The 13,313-nt window shown below is 62.7% G+C and carries 16 protein-coding genes; 9 read left to right on the top strand and 7 right to left on the bottom strand.

What is annotated here, in order from left to right; translation table 11 throughout:
- Window positions 1-2 precede the first annotated feature (2 nt).
- The 3 genes from RFM68_RS31555 to RFM68_RS31545 all read left to right on the top strand — a co-directional run bounded on the left by RFM68_RS31555 (window position 3) and on the right by RFM68_RS31545 (window position 2,591).
- A complete protein-coding gene (locus tag RFM68_RS31555) occupies window positions 3-1,454 on the top strand; it encodes an amidase (protein ID WP_320236876.1) in 1,452 nt (483 codons plus the stop codon).
- A 101-nt stretch (window positions 1,455-1,555) separates the two neighbouring features.
- Window positions 1,556-2,170 (top strand): LysE family translocator, encoded by a 615-nt coding sequence (locus tag RFM68_RS31550; protein ID WP_112096583.1) that lies wholly within the window; start codon window positions 1,556-1,558, stop codon window positions 2,168-2,170.
- 106 nt (window positions 2,171-2,276) lie between these two features.
- Window positions 2,277-2,591: a hypothetical protein gene (locus tag RFM68_RS31545; RefSeq protein WP_320236875.1), complete on the top strand. Its 315-nt coding sequence runs from the start codon at window positions 2,277-2,279 to the stop codon at window positions 2,589-2,591.
- Window positions 2,592-2,665: 74 nt separating this feature from the next.
- On the opposite strand, the gene RFM68_RS31540 is transcribed toward RFM68_RS31545, so the two are convergent.
- Window positions 2,666-3,607 carry a nucleoside hydrolase gene (locus RFM68_RS31540; protein WP_320236874.1) on the bottom strand — a complete coding sequence of 314 codons (942 nt, stop codon included), beginning with the start codon at window positions 3,605-3,607 and terminating at the stop codon, window positions 2,666-2,668.
- 241 nt (window positions 3,608-3,848) lie between these two features.
- Between RFM68_RS31540 and RFM68_RS31535 the strand changes: the two genes are divergently transcribed.
- Entirely contained in the window at window positions 3,849-4,274 is a 426-nt protein-coding gene (locus tag RFM68_RS31535; RefSeq protein WP_320236873.1) for an Hsp20 family protein, read from the top strand.
- Window positions 4,275-4,337: 63 nt separating this feature from the next.
- The gene (locus RFM68_RS31530) at window positions 4,338-4,595 is read left to right on the top strand and encodes a BQ00720 family protein (protein WP_320236872.1); all 258 of its coding nucleotides are present in this window, start codon (window positions 4,338-4,340) and stop codon (window positions 4,593-4,595) included.
- Between the two features lie 128 nt (window positions 4,596-4,723).
- Here the strand turns inward: RFM68_RS31530 and ptsN are convergent, their stop codons facing one another.
- From ptsN to lptC, 6 genes are all read right to left on the bottom strand, one after another.
- The gene (gene ptsN / locus RFM68_RS31525) at window positions 4,724-5,188 is read right to left on the bottom strand and encodes a PTS IIA-like nitrogen regulatory protein PtsN (RefSeq protein WP_140546444.1); all 465 of its coding nucleotides are present in this window, start codon (window positions 5,186-5,188) and stop codon (window positions 4,724-4,726) included.
- Between the two features lie 61 nt (window positions 5,189-5,249).
- Window positions 5,250-5,837: a ribosome hibernation-promoting factor, HPF/YfiA family gene (gene hpf / locus RFM68_RS31520; protein ID WP_320236871.1), complete on the bottom strand. Its 588-nt coding sequence runs from the start codon at window positions 5,835-5,837 to the stop codon at window positions 5,250-5,252.
- 429 nt (window positions 5,838-6,266) lie between these two features.
- Window positions 6,267-7,796 carry an RNA polymerase factor sigma-54 gene (rpoN, locus tag RFM68_RS31515; RefSeq protein ID WP_320236870.1) on the bottom strand — a complete coding sequence of 510 codons (1,530 nt, stop codon included), beginning with the start codon at window positions 7,794-7,796 and terminating at the stop codon, window positions 6,267-6,269.
- Window positions 7,797-7,985: 189 nt separating this feature from the next.
- Entirely contained in the window at window positions 7,986-8,804 is an 819-nt protein-coding gene (gene lptB / locus RFM68_RS31510; RefSeq protein ID WP_320236869.1) for an LPS export ABC transporter ATP-binding protein, read from the bottom strand.
- Window positions 8,804-9,400, bottom strand: a complete 597-nt coding sequence (locus RFM68_RS31505; protein ID WP_320236868.1) for an LptA/OstA family protein — start codon at window positions 9,398-9,400, stop codon at window positions 8,804-8,806. The genes lptB and RFM68_RS31505 overlap by 1 nt, the downstream gene beginning before the upstream one ends.
- Window positions 9,387-10,100, bottom strand: a complete 714-nt coding sequence (gene lptC, locus RFM68_RS31500) for an LPS export ABC transporter periplasmic protein LptC (protein WP_320236867.1) — start codon at window positions 10,098-10,100, stop codon at window positions 9,387-9,389. Before lptC ends, RFM68_RS31505 begins: the two co-directional genes overlap by 14 nt.
- Before the next feature lie 293 nt (window positions 10,101-10,393).
- On the opposite strand from lptC, the gene sppA reads away from it, so the two are divergent.
- The 4 genes from sppA (at window position 10,394) to lhpI (ending at window position 13,163) form a co-directional block, all read left to right on the top strand.
- Entirely contained in the window at window positions 10,394-11,350 is a 957-nt protein-coding gene (sppA, locus tag RFM68_RS31495; protein ID WP_320236866.1) for a signal peptide peptidase SppA, read from the top strand.
- Window positions 11,351-11,428: 78 nt separating this feature from the next.
- On the top strand, window positions 11,429-11,713 hold the full coding sequence (locus RFM68_RS31490) for an integration host factor subunit beta (protein ID WP_027165368.1): 285 nt from the start codon (window positions 11,429-11,431) through the stop codon (window positions 11,711-11,713).
- A gap of 117 nt (window positions 11,714-11,830) precedes the next feature.
- Window positions 11,831-12,163, top strand: coding sequence for a DUF1049 domain-containing protein (locus RFM68_RS31485; RefSeq protein ID WP_320236865.1), 333 nt, complete (start codon window positions 11,831-11,833; stop codon window positions 12,161-12,163).
- A 22-nt stretch (window positions 12,164-12,185) separates the two neighbouring features.
- Window positions 12,186-13,163, top strand: a complete 978-nt coding sequence (lhpI, locus tag RFM68_RS31480; protein ID WP_320236864.1) for a bifunctional Delta(1)-pyrroline-2-carboxylate/Delta(1)-piperideine-2-carboxylate reductase — start codon at window positions 12,186-12,188, stop codon at window positions 13,161-13,163.
- The last annotated feature ends 150 nt before the right edge of the window (window positions 13,164-13,313 follow it).

Genomic DNA, 13,313 nt, shown 5'->3' with positions numbered 1-13,313 from the left:
CCATGCGTCCCGTCACCAAGCACGCCGTGCCGCCGGCCGGCGACATCTGCCGCCTCTCAGCCGTCGAACTCGCCGATAAGATCAGGCAGCGCCATTTGTCGGCGCGCGAGGTGGCCGGCGCTTTCCTCGACCGCATCGAGATGGTGAACCCGCTGGTCAACGCCATCGTCTCGCTGCGCCAGCGCGCCGACATCCTGGCCGATGCCGATACGGCCGATGCGCATCTGGCGCAGGGCAGCGAGACGGGATCGCTGTTCGGTCTGCCGATCGCCATCAAGGATCTGGCCCTGACCAAGGGGCTGAGAACCACGTTCGGCTCACCGATCTTCGCCGATTTCATTCCCGACGAGGACGAATTCTTCGTCGAGCGCATCCGCAAGGCCGGCGCCATCATCATCGGCAAGACCAATGTTCCGGAATTCGGCCTCGGCTCCAACACCTACAATCCGGTCTTCGGGCCGACGCTCAACGCTTTCGACCCGGCGCTGACCGCCGGCGGCTCGAGCGGCGGCGCGGCTGTGGCGCTGGCGCTCGACATGGTGCCGGTCGCCGACGGCAGCGACTTCGGCGGCTCGCTGCGCAATCCGGCCGCCTATAACAACGTCTACGGTTTCCGTCCCTCGCAGGGTCTTGTGCCCGCCGGTCCGACTTTCGAGGTCTTCCATTCCCAAATGGGCGTCGAGGGGCCGATGGGCCGCAGCGTGCGCGACATCGCGCTGTTGCTCGATGAACAGGCCGGCTATCATCCACAAGCCCCGCTGTCGCATGCCAAGGAGGGCTCGTTCCTCGACGGCTTGCGCGCGAAGGCGGCCGGCGGCCGCGTCGCCTGGCTGGGCGACCTCGGCGGCCACCTGCCGACGGAGCCGGGCGTACTCGAACTTTGCGGGACTGCCCTCGCCCGCTTCGCCGACGCGTCGTACCACAGCGAAGCGCTGGTCCCGGATGTCGACTTCGAGGCGCTGTGGCAGGCTTTTGTCACCTTGCGTCAGTCGAGCAGCGGCTGCGGGCTGAAGGCGCATTACGACGACCCGGCAAAACGCAGGCTTTTGAAGCCTGAGGCTGTATGGGAAGTGGAACAGGCGATGCGCCTGACCGCGCCGCAGATCCATGCCGCAACCGTTCGGCGCACCTCTTGGCACCGCACGCTGCTTTCGTTGTTCGAACGCTTCGACCTGATCGCGCTCCCCAGCGCGCAAGTCTTTCCCTTCGACGTCTCGACCCATTGGCCGCGCGAGGTCTCGGGCCACGCCATGGACAGCTATCACCGCTGGATGCAGGTCTCGGCTTTTGCCACGCTGGGCGGCTGCCCGGCGCTCAATGTGCCGGCCGGCTTCGACGAGAAAGGCCGGCCGATGGGCATTCAGCTGGTCGGCCGCCCGCGCGGCGACTTGGATGTACTCAAGGCCGGCGCCGCCTATGAGGCGATGCTGCCCTGGTCGGCAGGCGCGGCTTGAGCGATTCCGGTCGGCAATGCAGGGCGACTTGCGCCGGCGGCGGCGCCATGCATTGATCCGCGGCCACCGCCGCATCACCTCCGTCCGTTCGAGGAAAGACCATGTCGCTGGAACTTTACGCAACCTATGTCGTCGCCTGCATCGTCATTATCCTGGTGCCAGGGCCGACGGTGACGCTGATCATCGCCAACAGCATCCGTCATGGCTCGCGCGCCGGCTTGGCCAATGTAGCCGGCACGCAGGCCGGTCTCGCCATCATGATCGCCATTGTCGGCATCGGTCTCAACACGCTGATCGCCGGCATGGGCCACTGGTTCGAATGGGTGCGGCTGATCGGCGCCGCCTATCTGATCTGGATGGGTGTGCAGATGTTCCGCGCCAAAGGCACGCTGAACCCCGACGGATCGGCCCGCAAACCGCGCGGCGGCTTCTTCCTGCAGGGTTTTCTGGTGGCGATCTCAAATCCGAAGACGCTTGTCTTCTTCGGCGCCTTCTTCCCGCAGTTCATCGCGCCGCAGGGCAATTACACGCTGCAGATCGTGGTGATGGGCCTGACCGCGATGATCTTCGCCGCCATGTCGGACTCGACCTACGCACTTGCTGCGGGCCGCGCCGGTCGGCTGCTGTCGGCCAGCCGCGTCAGGCTGATGTCGCGCATCAGCGGCAGCTTCCTGGTCGGCGGCGGGCTGTGGCTGGCGTTTTCGAAGGCGAAATAACGGCAGTCGCGAACCAAGACGCAAACCGCACCTTGCTGCAACAGGGAGGCCGTTGAACGTCGGCCTTCCTGTCACCACATGACTGGGAAGCAGGGGATTCAAACCGATGTCGTGGTCTTACACGGATTTGAAAAGGAACGCTCTTGGCGTTGTCCTTTCCGTTGCTGCGTTTGCAGTGATGTTTTCCTTGGCCGCCAATAAATGGACCAATGACGCCAGCCCGATCCGGTCATTCGATTCGATCGAAGCAACGGTCAAGAGTGTTCAGCTGGACCACGGCCGCGGAATCTATTTCGTCTCCATGGAAAACGGCGGTTCTGCTCTGATCGACGACGATCGTCCGCATTTGCTGAACTCGCATGCGAAGATAGAGCGCGTCACGCGCGACAACGGCTTCGTCTTCTACCGGTTTGCGGAATGAAAACATGAGCGTTCGTGCTGCCCCTCATCCCCCTGCCGGGACCTTCTCCCCGTAAACGGGGAGAAGGCAGCTCTCTACAGCCGCCCCAGCCTCTCCACCAGGAGCGCGAAGAAGCCGTCATGGTCGATGTCACGCATCACCATGGCGTTCTTCTCCCGCTTGGTGACGCCCCACCAATCGATCACCGTCATGCCCATGGTGAGCTCCGACGCGGTCTCGACGCTGACATTGCAGTGGCGGCCCTTGAACAGCTCCGGCTTGATGAGATAGGCGATCACGCATGGATCGTGTAGCGGCCCGCCGTCGGTGCTGTATTTTTCCTCGTCGTAGCGCTCGAAGAATTCCAGCATCTCGGCGGTCGCGGCGCCCACCTTGGTGCCGAGCTGGCGAAAGGCCTGCGTGCGCCTGGACGTGGTCAGCGCCTTGTGGGTGACGTCGAGCGGCATCATCACGATCGGAATGCCGGATTTGAACACCACATCGGCGGCCTGCGGGTCGACATAGATGTTGAATTCCGCGGCCGGCGTCACATTGCCGCCCTCGAAGAAGCCGCCGCCCATCAAGACGATTTCCTTGATCCGCGGCGCGATCCCGGGTTCGCGGATCAGCGCCAGCGCTATGTTGGTAAGCGGTCCGAGCGGGCAGAGCGTGATCGTGCCGCTTTCCTCGCGCGTCAGGGTCTCGACGATGAAATCGACGGCGTACTGTTCTTGCAACGGCATTGTCGGCTCAGGCAGTTGCGGACCGTTCAGCCCGGTCTTGCCATGCACTTCCTCGGCGGTGACGAGTTGGCGCGCCAGCGGGCGGATGGCGCCGGCATAGACCTTAATGTCGGGCCTGCCGGCCAGTTCGCAGATCTTGCGGGCGTTATTCTGGGTCAGCTTCAGCGGCACGTTGCCCGCAACTGCGGTGATACCGACGATCTCCAGCTCGGAACTGCCGAGCGCCAGCAATATGGCGACGGCATCGTCCTGGCCGGGGTCCGTGTCGATGATGATCTTTCTGGATTGGGGCATTTCAATTCCTTTTGGGAGTCTTTTTGGGCGGGGTTTAGAGCATGATCCCGAAAAGTGGGAACCGGTTTTCGGACAAGATCATGCTCCAACGAAGAGCTGAACCAGGATGGCGGTTCAACGAAACGTCATCCTGATTTCAGTGGCTTGAACTTGATCGCGCGGCGGACCATATCAAGACCATCGGGAAAAATGCCATCCGGGTTTTTCCAGTTTGTGTCGCTCTTCAGAGGACAGTGTAACAATGAGTCGAATGACGCCCTTCTCCAGCCCGCTTCTTCTGGGCTTCGATGCCATGGAAAAGACGCTTGAGCGTTTGGCGAAGTCCGGCGACGGCTACCCTCCCTATAACATCGAGCGCCTGAACGCCGACGACGGCAAGGCCGAAAGGCTGCGCATCACGCTTGCTGTGGCGGGTTTCGCCGAAAGCGACCTCGATGTCACCACGGAGGAAAACCAGCTCATCGTGCGCGGCCGTCAGACCGACGACACCGAGCGCGAATTCCTCCACCGCGGCATCGCCGCGCGGCAGTTCCAGCGCTGCTTCGTGCTGGCCGACGGCATGCGGGTGATCGCGGCGGAACTGAAGAACGGCCTGCTGTCGATCGATCTCGACCGGCCGGAGGCCGAGCGGCTGGTACGGAAAATAAACATATCGGTGAAAGACTGATCTTCGCCGACGGCTCTATGCGAGACGGCCAATCCTGGCGTCCTCGCGCCAAGGAGGCTTGAAATGACCAGAACTGACGAATTGATCACCATGACCAGCGGCGAACTCGCCCATCTCGGCGAAGGTTCGGTCGCTTATCTCAGGAAAGTGTCGAGCGACGACCTGCGCGGCCGCTTCCCCGGCCTCGATGAAATCGCGCCCGGCCTGGAGCTGTGGGCGCTTTTCGCCGCCAACGGCCAGCCCATCCTGCTTTCCGATGCTCGTGACCGGGCGCTGGCGGGTGCGTTGGAGAACGACCTGACCACCGTTGCGATCCACTAAACCATGATCCCCGAAAAGTGGAATCCGGTTTTCGGGCAAGATCCATGGCTTAACCGGACTTTGACTGTGACGTCCGGAATCGAAAGGGCCGCACGCGGCGGCCCTTGGAAGCTTTAATCCAAAAAACTTCAGGCCGCGTGCGAGGCCTGCGCGTCCGACAGCAGCGCGTGGATCGCCACCGCGTCGCGCGTCCCCCTGATCTTGGCCACCGTGTCGGCATCGCGCAGCACGCGCGCGATGCGCGACAGCGCCTTGAGATGGTCGGCGCCCGCACCTTCCGGCGCCAGCAGCAAAAACACCAGATCGACCGGCTGGTCGTCCAGCGCCTCGAAATCCACCGGCGTCTCCAGCCGGGCAAAGACGCCCGCGATCCGCTTCACGCCGGCGAGCTTGCCGTGCGGAATGGCGATGCCGTTGCCGACCCCGGTCGAGCCCAGCCGCTCGCGCTGCAGGATGGTGTCGAACACCTCCCGTTCCGGAATCCCCGAAATCGCCGCCGCCCTCTCCGACAGCAATTGCAGAAGCTGCTTTTTGGAATTCGCCTTCAGCGCCGGCATGATCGCCGGAACGCTGATGAGATCACTGAGATCCATGCTTGAAAAATCCCTTGCTCGCCTGCCGCGCCAGTCGTCGCCCCCTCGCGCGGCTGGCTTTTTATCCCTGCGCGACTTTGGTCGTTGACGGATCGATCCAGCCGATGTTCCCGTCCGGCCGGCGGTAGACGATGTTGAGATGGTCGGTTCCGGCGTTGCGGAAGACGAAGACCGGGCTGTCGCTGGTATCGAGCTCAATGACAGCCGACGCCACCGACATGGTCCGCAGCGTCATGCTTGATTCGGCGACGATGACCGGAGCGAAATCCTCCGGAATGTCTTCCTCATCGTCGGTGAGAGGAGCCATGACGGTGTAGGCGATGTCGGTCGGTTCCTCGCCATTGCCGTTGCCGGTGTTGCGTGACTTCAATCGGCGCTTGTAGCGCCGCAGCCGTGTTTCCAGGCGATCGGCCGCAGCCTCGAAGGCAAGCGTCGGATCCTGGGCATCGCCGGTCGCCTGCAAGGAAGCGCCGGAATCGAGCCGGACCATGCAGTCGGCGGAGAAACGCGACCCCGATTTGATGACCGTGACATGTCCTGAAAAACCCCGATCGAAATATTTCTCGATCGCCTCGCCGACACGGTCGTTGATGCGCGTGCGGAACGCATCGCCGATGTCCATGTGTTTTCCCGAAATGCGTAGATTCATCTGAAAACTGACCTTCCTGCTCAGGCTTCAAACTGTTCCCGAGTTTATACCCGTGGTGCGCGCGCACAAGCTTTGCAGCGGCATGCGCGCCGATTTTAGACCCGAACTTTTCGGTTGATCACAAGTCGCCTTCTTGGCCGTCCGTGGCCTTGTCTGACGGACCCATTCGCAAGCTGGCATTACCGCCCTGCTCATGCGGGCGGGCTTCTAGACACTTCATTGCGGCTTGTCAATGAAGCTTGGGAACTGTGGAAAATCCGCGTGTATCGCACCGGCTAAGGCTTGCTGAGATTCGGGTCTGGCCGAGGCGAGAATGGCGGTTTTCGAGAACCTGAAACGGAGCGTTAGCGGCGCACGGTTGTCCATCCGCAATTGCGTCAAAACAAAGAGGTAGAGTGGTTCGCAATTTCCGTGAAACGGTGAACCGTTCTAGCGGCCGGCGTTGGCGAGCGCCCGCTTTTCCCGCCGCCGCTGCACCGACGATGGAATGTTCATGCCTTCGCGATACTTCGCGACGGTGCGGCGCGCGATGTCGACCCCGCTTTCCTTGAGCATGTCGACGATGGCGTCGTCGGAAAGCACGTCGGCGGGCTTTTCCTCGTCGATCATCTGCTTGATGCGGTCGCGCACGGCCTCGGACGAATGCGCTTCGCCGCCTGCCGCCGAGGCGATCGATGCGGTGAAGAAGTAGCGCAGCTCGAAGACGCCGCGCGGCGTCAGCATGTATTTGTTGGCGGTGACGCGGCTGACCGTCGATTCATGCATGCCGATGGCATCGGCCACCGTGCGCAGGTTGAGCGGCTTGAGATGACGCACGCCATGGACGAGGAAGGCGTCCTGCTGCCGCACGATCTCGGACGCCACCTTGAGGATGGTCTTGGCCCGCTGATCGAGGCTGCGCGTCAGCCAGTTGGCGTTCTGCAGGCATTCGGAGAGAAAATCCTTTTCCGCCTGGTCCTTGGCGTGGCTCGAAACGCGGGCAAAATAGACATTGTCCACCAGCACGCGCGGCAGCGTGTCGGCGTTGAGTTCCACCGTCCAGCTGCCGTCATTGGCGGCGCGGACCTCGACATCGGCGACGATCGCATCGCTTGCGCCGCCCGAAAACGCCATGCCTGGCCGCGGATCGAGCGCGCGGATCTCTGCCAGCATGTCGAGAAGGTCCTCCTCGTCGACGCCGCAGATGCGTTTCAACGTCTGGAAATCCCGCCGCGCCAAAAGCTCGAGATTGGCGACCAGCGCTTTCATCGCCGGATCGAGCCGATCGCGCACCGCCAGCTGCAGCGACAGGCATTCGGCAAGGTCGCGCGCGAAAAGTCCGGCCGGCTCGAAGGTCTGGCAGACGCCAAGCGCACGCTCCACCGTCGCGTCATCCGTACCGAGCCGGGCCGCGATCTCATCGAGGTTGGTGCGCAGATAACCGGCTTCGTCGAGCCCGTCGGCGAGCTCTCCCGCGATGAGGCGCTGGCCATGGCTGAGGGAAGCAAGCGCGATCTGCTCGCCGACATGTTCGCGCAGCGTGACGGCGGCCGCAGCCATGTCGCCGACGTCGAACCCCTCGGATGATGCTGCGCCGGCGCCGCCCCCCGCAGCCGACTTCCACTGTGCGGAGAGATCCGGCCCCAGCCTCTCACTTGTGCCGGGATCATCGGGAAACAGGTTCTCGAGGGAGGAATCGAGCTTTTGCGAGATCGCCTCCGCGCTCCACTCCGTCTCGCCCTCGAACCAGTCGCCTTCGGTATCCTTTTCCGGCGCCGCCTCGCTTTTCTGGGACTGATCGCTGGCAGCGTCGTCCTGCGGTTCGGCCCGCTCCAACAGCGGGTTGCGCTCGATCTCCTCGTCGATGAAGCGCTCGAGCTCGACATGGGTAAGCTGCAGCAGCCGGATCGACTGCATCAGCTGCGGCGTCATCACCAGCGACTGGGACTGTCTGAGCTGCAGTTTGGCTGCCAGCGCCATGGTGTGATTCAAACGCCTCGTCTACGCATCGGACTGTGCCGAAGCAGATTTTCCCGGCCAGGCATAGAAACTGGCCCGGCTTTTGCTTGTCAAGGAAAACGCTAGCAGGAGCGGCTTACCGGAGCGTTATCTGGCCGAGAAATCGCGACAAAGCAGTCGAAATTCACCCAAGGGAAAGGTATTTCACGCTCAGAGCGTAAAGCCCTCGCCGAGATAGAGACGCCGGACATCGGCGTTGGCGACGATTTCATCGGCCCGGCCGTGCGTCAGCACTTGGCCGGCATGGATGATATAGGCGCGGTCGATAAGGCCGAGCGTCTCGCGCACATTGTGGTCGGTGATCAAAACGCCGATGCCGCGCGCCGTGAGGTGGCGCACGAGCTGCTGGATGTCGGCGACGGCGATCGGGTCGATGCCGGCGAAGGGTTCGTCGAGCAGCATATAGGCCGGCCGCGTCGCCAGCGCCCGCGCGATTTCGAGGCGCCGCCGTTCACCGCCCGACAGCGACATCGACGGCGCCTTGCGCAGATGGCTGATGTGAAATTCCTCGAGCAGCTCGTCGAGCGTGCGCTCGCGTTCCTTGCGGCTCTTTTCCACCACCTCCAGAACGGCGCGGATGTTCTGCTCGACGTTCAGGCCCCGGAAGATCGAGGCTTCCTGCGGCAGATAGCCGATGCCAAGGCGGGCTCGCCGGTACATCGGCATCGAGGTGACATCGAAGCCGTCGATCTCGATCGAGCCTTCGTCGACGGGCACGAGGCCGGTGACCATGTAGAAGCAGGTTGTCTTCCCGGCGCCGTTGGGGCCGAGCAGGCCGACGGCCTCGCCCGCACGCACACCGATCGTGACGCCGCTCACCACCTTGCGGCCCTTGTAGCTCTTGGTCAGGCCCTTGGCGATTAGGGTGCCCTTGAACTTTGCCTTGTCGGTACCGACCGTCGCCGGCACAGCCGGCTGTGCGGCCGCCCGTCCAGGGAGACGGGCAAGCAGCGAAGCTACGCCGGCCATTAGTTGCTCGACGCTCCCTGCTGCTGCGTACCCTGTTTCTGGGGTGTGAACGACATGAAAACGCGGCCGCCGCAGCCTTCGACATTGGCAAGGCCGGTTTTCATCTGCACGGTGAGCTTGCAGCCCTTGAGCACGTTGTCGCCTTGCGACAGCACCACTTCCTTGCCCGAAAGCACCAGCACCTGCGTCTTCATGTCGAACTTTCCGGAGTCGCCGGTGGCGATCTGGTCGTTCGATTTGATGTAGACTTTGTTCTCGACCTCCAGATGGTCGATATTGGCGGCACCCGTCATTGCCGACGCTCCGGCCGCCGCGCTTTTGTCAGCCTTGGGATCCTTGACGTAGTAGACCGTCATCTTGCCGGCCTTGAGCAGGGTCGGCCCCTGATTGACTGTCACGTTGCCGCTGAACACGGCCATGCTGTCGGCTTGCCGGACCTCGAGCTTGTCGCTTTCGATCTGGATCGGCTGGTCGCCCGACAGTTTCAGCCCCGGGATCTGGCTGGTCGCGCTCGATTGCGCGAACGAGTGTGCTGTTCCCAAGAACAGCAATGCGGAAGCAGCGCCCAGAAGCCATGCGGATTTACTGCGACGCATTCTGTTCTCCACTGTTTACCCCTGCTGCCTTCAGCGCGATTGGATCGATGTTGACGCGAACCCGGCTCTCGAAAACCACGAGCCTGCCATTGTCCTCGACCGACATCGAGTCCGCGGTGATGCGCGACCCGCCACGGCTGACGTCGACCGGATTGCCCGTCTTCATAGAGCCTTTGCCCATGTCTAGGAAGATCGATTTGAACTTCGCTACCAGGCCGTCTGTCGTCGTCACGCTGACGTCGCTGGTCAGGTCCATCGTATTGGCGTCGCGGTTGTAGATACCGTGCGCGGCATCGACCGACACGATGTTGTCGGTGGCAACGGGCAGTTTGGCATTGATGCCTTCGAGGTCGATGACGGCCTGCTGGCCGACATCCTGCGTCGCCCGCGTCGCCGTAAGCGAATAGGGCAGCTTCTGCTTGGTGAAACCGTTGAGCTTGGGATTGGCCATCACCAGCTTGCCGTTCGAAAACGCCGTGCCGTCGGCCTGCACGGAGATGGACACGGGCGCCTTGAGGTAGGAATAGACCGGAAAGGCGACGGCAATCGCGACCGCGAGCAGCGGCACCGCGAATTTCAGCACGCGGACGCGGCGCGAGTGCCGCTGCGCGCGATTGAAAGCATCGCCACGCGTGCCGCCTTGGGTCGCGGGAGCCGATGCCGTTTTGGCACCGCTCGTTTCGTCAGATCGAGCCAACATGACTTTTCTAATGGACCTTTGCCCGCCCAAACACCGCCTATAGGTGGTATGCCGACACCTACAAGCAAGCACAAGCGGAGGAAAACTGCAAAAATGTGACGGCTGCAGCCCGCAAAATCGAGTGCAATTCGGCGGCCCGGCCTCTACTTCATAGCAGATACGGACTGGTTGCGTTAATTTTTCGTAAGGTCGATGTAAACATCGAAGCTCGAAGTCGCGCCTTTCAGGAAACGGTAGCCGTGTGCCGAGGCTTGCTTTAAAAGCGTGCTTTCCCACGACCCATGAGGCTGACAATGGCAATGAGAGCCGACGACCTGATCGACCGCCGCCGCTTGCGCCGTAAGCTGACCTTCTGGCGCGTGGCCGCTTTTGTGGTTCTGGCGGCTGCGGTGTTCGCCTTCTCGGCCTGGGTCTATGACGATAATTTTACCGGCCGCGCAGTCCCCCATATCGCCAAGGTCAAGATTGAAGGCACCATCACCGAGGACGAGGAGCTGCTCAAAAGGCTGGAGGCGATCCGCAAGTCGCCGGAGGTAAAGGGCGTCATCCTGTCGGTCGATTCGCCTGGAGGCACCACGGTCGGCGGCGAATCCATCTTCGAGGCTGTGCGCAAGCTTGCCGGCGACAAGCCGGTGGTGGCCGAAGTCGGCACGCTGGCGGCATCTGCCGGCTATATGATCGCCAGCGCGGCCGACCATATCGTTGCCCGCAAGACTTCGATCGTCGGCTCGATCGGCGTGCTGATCCAATACCCTGATGTCAGCGGGCTGATGGACAAGCTCGGCATCAGGCTGGAAGAAGTGAAATCATCTCCGCTCAAGGCTTCGCCCTCGCCCTTCAAGCCGACCAATGACGACGAGCGCGCCATGGTGCGCAAGCTGATCCTGGACAGCTATGACTGGTTCGTCGGCATTGTCGCCGACCGCCGCAAGATGACGCGCGACCAGGCGTTGGCGCTGGCCGACGGGTCGATCTTCACCGGCCGCCAGGCTTTGGCCAACCATCTGGTCGACGCCGTCGGCGGTGAGCAGGAGGCGATCGACTGGCTGGCGACCAAGGGCGTGGACGGCAAGCTCAACGTCGTCGAGTGGAAGGATAAGGACAGGCGTGGCGGTTTCCTGTTTTCCCAGTCGATGGCAAAAGTGGCGGCCAAGGCGCTCGGACTGCCGGATGCCGGCGGCGATGTCATTCACGAGCTCGGCGCCGACCGCTTGTTTCTTGACGGTCTCGTTTCGGTCTGGCACCCTTGAGGCGCCATCGGGACGAACCAAAAAAGCAATAAAATCATCCTGATAATCGAATTGCAGTGGTTTTACGGGGAACGTTCCATGATCAAATCCGAACTTGTGCAGATCATTGCTGCACGCAACCCGCACCTTTTCCTGCGCGACGTCGAGAACATCGTCGGCGCGATCTTTGATGAAATCACCGATGCGCTTGCCGAGGGCAATCGGGTCGAGTTGCGCGGTTTCGGCGCCTTTTCGGTGAAAAATCGCCCAGCCCGCACCGGCCGCAACCCACGCACCGGCGAGTCCGTCGAAGTCGAGGAAAAGTGGGTGCCATTCTTCAAGACCGGCAAGGAGTTGCGCGAAAGGTTGAACGGCGGCAAATAGGCGCCGCGCCGGCGGGCTGAAATGGCATCTTGGCGCTAAAAGCATGTTTCCCGAAAGTGAAGACAGGTTTCGGGACAAAGGCATGCGCGCTTTAAGAAGCCTTTCCATGGAGATCTGATGTTCAATCGCTTCATCCTCGTCGTGGTCTTCGTGCCGCTGGCCGTCATCTTGATCGCGCTCGCCGTCGCCAACCGCGGCTCCGTCGCCTTCACGCTCGATCCATTCCATCCCGGCAATCCCGCGCTTACGCTGAACCTGCCGCTTTTCATTTTCCTGTTCCTGGCCTTGGCCGTCGGCATGATCGTCGGCAGCCTGGCCACCTGGGTGAAGCAAGGCCGCTACCGCAAGCTCGCACGCCAGCGCGGCCTCGAGGCGGAAAACTTGCGCCAGGCGGTGAGCCGCGCGCCCGCCGCACCCAAGGGACCCGCGCTGCCCAAGCCGACGAACTGAACCCGCTGTCCCGGAGCTTTCAATGCTGACCATTTCGGCTGCCGAGGTCGATCGCGCGCTGACCTTTCCCGGCCTTGTCGAGACACTGCGCACGGCCTTCCGCGATGGCGCCGTGCAGCCAGTCCGCCACCATCACGGCGTCGAACGGCCGGATGGCGCCGCCTCCACCCTGCTTCTGATGCCGGCCTGGACCGATTTCAACGCCGCCGGCACCTCGGCCGGTGGCCATATCGGGGTCAAGATCGTCACCGTGTCGCCTGACAACAACGCCATCGGCAAGCCGGCGGTGATGGGTCTCTATCTTTTGCTCGACGGCGTCACCGGCGAGCCGGAAGCGCTGATCGACGGCCAGCGCCTGACGCAGTGGCGCACGGCCTGCGCCTCGGCGCTCGCCGCCTCCTATCTCGCGCGCAAGGATGCCTCGCGGCTTCTGGTGATCGGCGCCGGCGCGCTGTCGTCCTTCCTTGCCAAGGCGCATTCGGCGGTGCGGCCGATCGGCTCCATACGCATCTGGAACCGCACGCCGGCCAGTGCCGAAAAGGTGGCGGCCGCCTTGCGCGTCGAAGGCCTTCCGGCGAATGCCGCCGGCGATCTCGATGCGGAGCTTGCCGAAGCCGACATCGTCACCTCGGCGACGATCTCGAACACGCCGCTGGTCAAGGGCGCGCTGCTGAAACCGGGGGCCCATGTCGATCTCGTCGGCGGCTTCACACCAACGATGCGCGAAAGCGATGACGACGCCATTTCCCGCGCCCGCGTCTTTGTCGACACCCGCGCCGGCGCCACCAAGGAAGCCGGCGACATCGTCCAGCCCCTGGCCTCCGGTGTACTGAAGCCGGAAGCGATCATCGCCGATCTGCACGAGCTCGCGCGCGGCGAAAAACAGGGCCGGCAAGACGACAGCGAGATCACGCTGTTCAAGTCCGTAGGCGCAGCGCTTGAAGATCTCGCCGCCGGCATCGCCGTCTACAAGGCACTGCGCGCAGGCAGTAGGGATTAGGGATTAGGCAGTAGGAAGACTCACACCTACTGCCTACTGCCTACTGCCTACTGCCTACTGCCTACTGCCTACTGCCTACTGCCTACTGCCTACTGCCTACTGCCTACTGCCTACTGCCTACTGCCTACTGCCTACTGCCTACTGCCTACT

The organism is Mesorhizobium montanum, from assembly GCF_033977145.1.
Taxonomy (GTDB): Bacteria; Pseudomonadota; Alphaproteobacteria; order Rhizobiales; family Rhizobiaceae; genus Mesorhizobium; species Mesorhizobium montanum.
This window is presented reverse-complemented; position numbering and strand designations above follow the sequence as displayed.

Excerpts from the sequence above, each read along its gene's own strand:
- RFM68_RS31550 (WP_112096583.1), top strand. The coding sequence starts at position 1,556 with ATGTCGCTGGAACTTTACGCAACCTATGTCGTCGCCTGCATCGTCATT.
- ptsN (WP_140546444.1), bottom strand. The coding sequence starts at position 5,188 with ATGGATCTCAGTGATCTCATCAGCGTTCCGGCGATCATGCCGGCGCTG.
- RFM68_RS31485 (WP_320236865.1), top strand. The coding sequence starts at position 11,831 with ATGTTCAATCGCTTCATCCTCGTCGTGGTCTTCGTGCCGCTGGCCGTC.
- RFM68_RS31555 (WP_320236876.1), top strand. The coding sequence starts at position 3 with ATGCGTCCCGTCACCAAGCACGCCGTGCCGCCGGCCGGCGACATCTGC.
- RFM68_RS31540 (WP_320236874.1), bottom strand. The coding sequence starts at position 3,607 with ATGCCCCAATCCAGAAAGATCATCATCGACACGGACCCCGGCCAGGAC.
- RFM68_RS31505 (WP_320236868.1), bottom strand. The coding sequence starts at position 9,400 with ATGCGTCGCAGTAAATCCGCATGGCTTCTGGGCGCTGCTTCCGCATTG.
- sppA (WP_320236866.1), top strand. The coding sequence starts at position 10,394 with ATGGCAATGAGAGCCGACGACCTGATCGACCGCCGCCGCTTGCGCCGT.
- lptB (WP_320236869.1), bottom strand. The coding sequence starts at position 8,804 with ATGGCCGGCGTAGCTTCGCTGCTTGCCCGTCTCCCTGGACGGGCGGCC.
- hpf (WP_320236871.1), bottom strand. The coding sequence starts at position 5,837 with ATGAATCTACGCATTTCGGGAAAACACATGGACATCGGCGATGCGTTC.
- RFM68_RS31545 (WP_320236875.1), top strand. The coding sequence starts at position 2,277 with ATGTCGTGGTCTTACACGGATTTGAAAAGGAACGCTCTTGGCGTTGTC.
- RFM68_RS31490 (WP_027165368.1), top strand. The coding sequence starts at position 11,429 with ATGATCAAATCCGAACTTGTGCAGATCATTGCTGCACGCAACCCGCAC.
- lptC (WP_320236867.1), bottom strand. The coding sequence starts at position 10,100 with ATGTTGGCTCGATCTGACGAAACGAGCGGTGCCAAAACGGCATCGGCT.
- RFM68_RS31530 (WP_320236872.1), top strand. The coding sequence starts at position 4,338 with ATGACCAGAACTGACGAATTGATCACCATGACCAGCGGCGAACTCGCC.
- lhpI (WP_320236864.1), top strand. The coding sequence starts at position 12,186 with ATGCTGACCATTTCGGCTGCCGAGGTCGATCGCGCGCTGACCTTTCCC.
- rpoN (WP_320236870.1), bottom strand. The coding sequence starts at position 7,796 with ATGGCGCTGGCAGCCAAACTGCAGCTCAGACAGTCCCAGTCGCTGGTG.
- RFM68_RS31535 (WP_320236873.1), top strand. The coding sequence starts at position 3,849 with ATGAGTCGAATGACGCCCTTCTCCAGCCCGCTTCTTCTGGGCTTCGAT.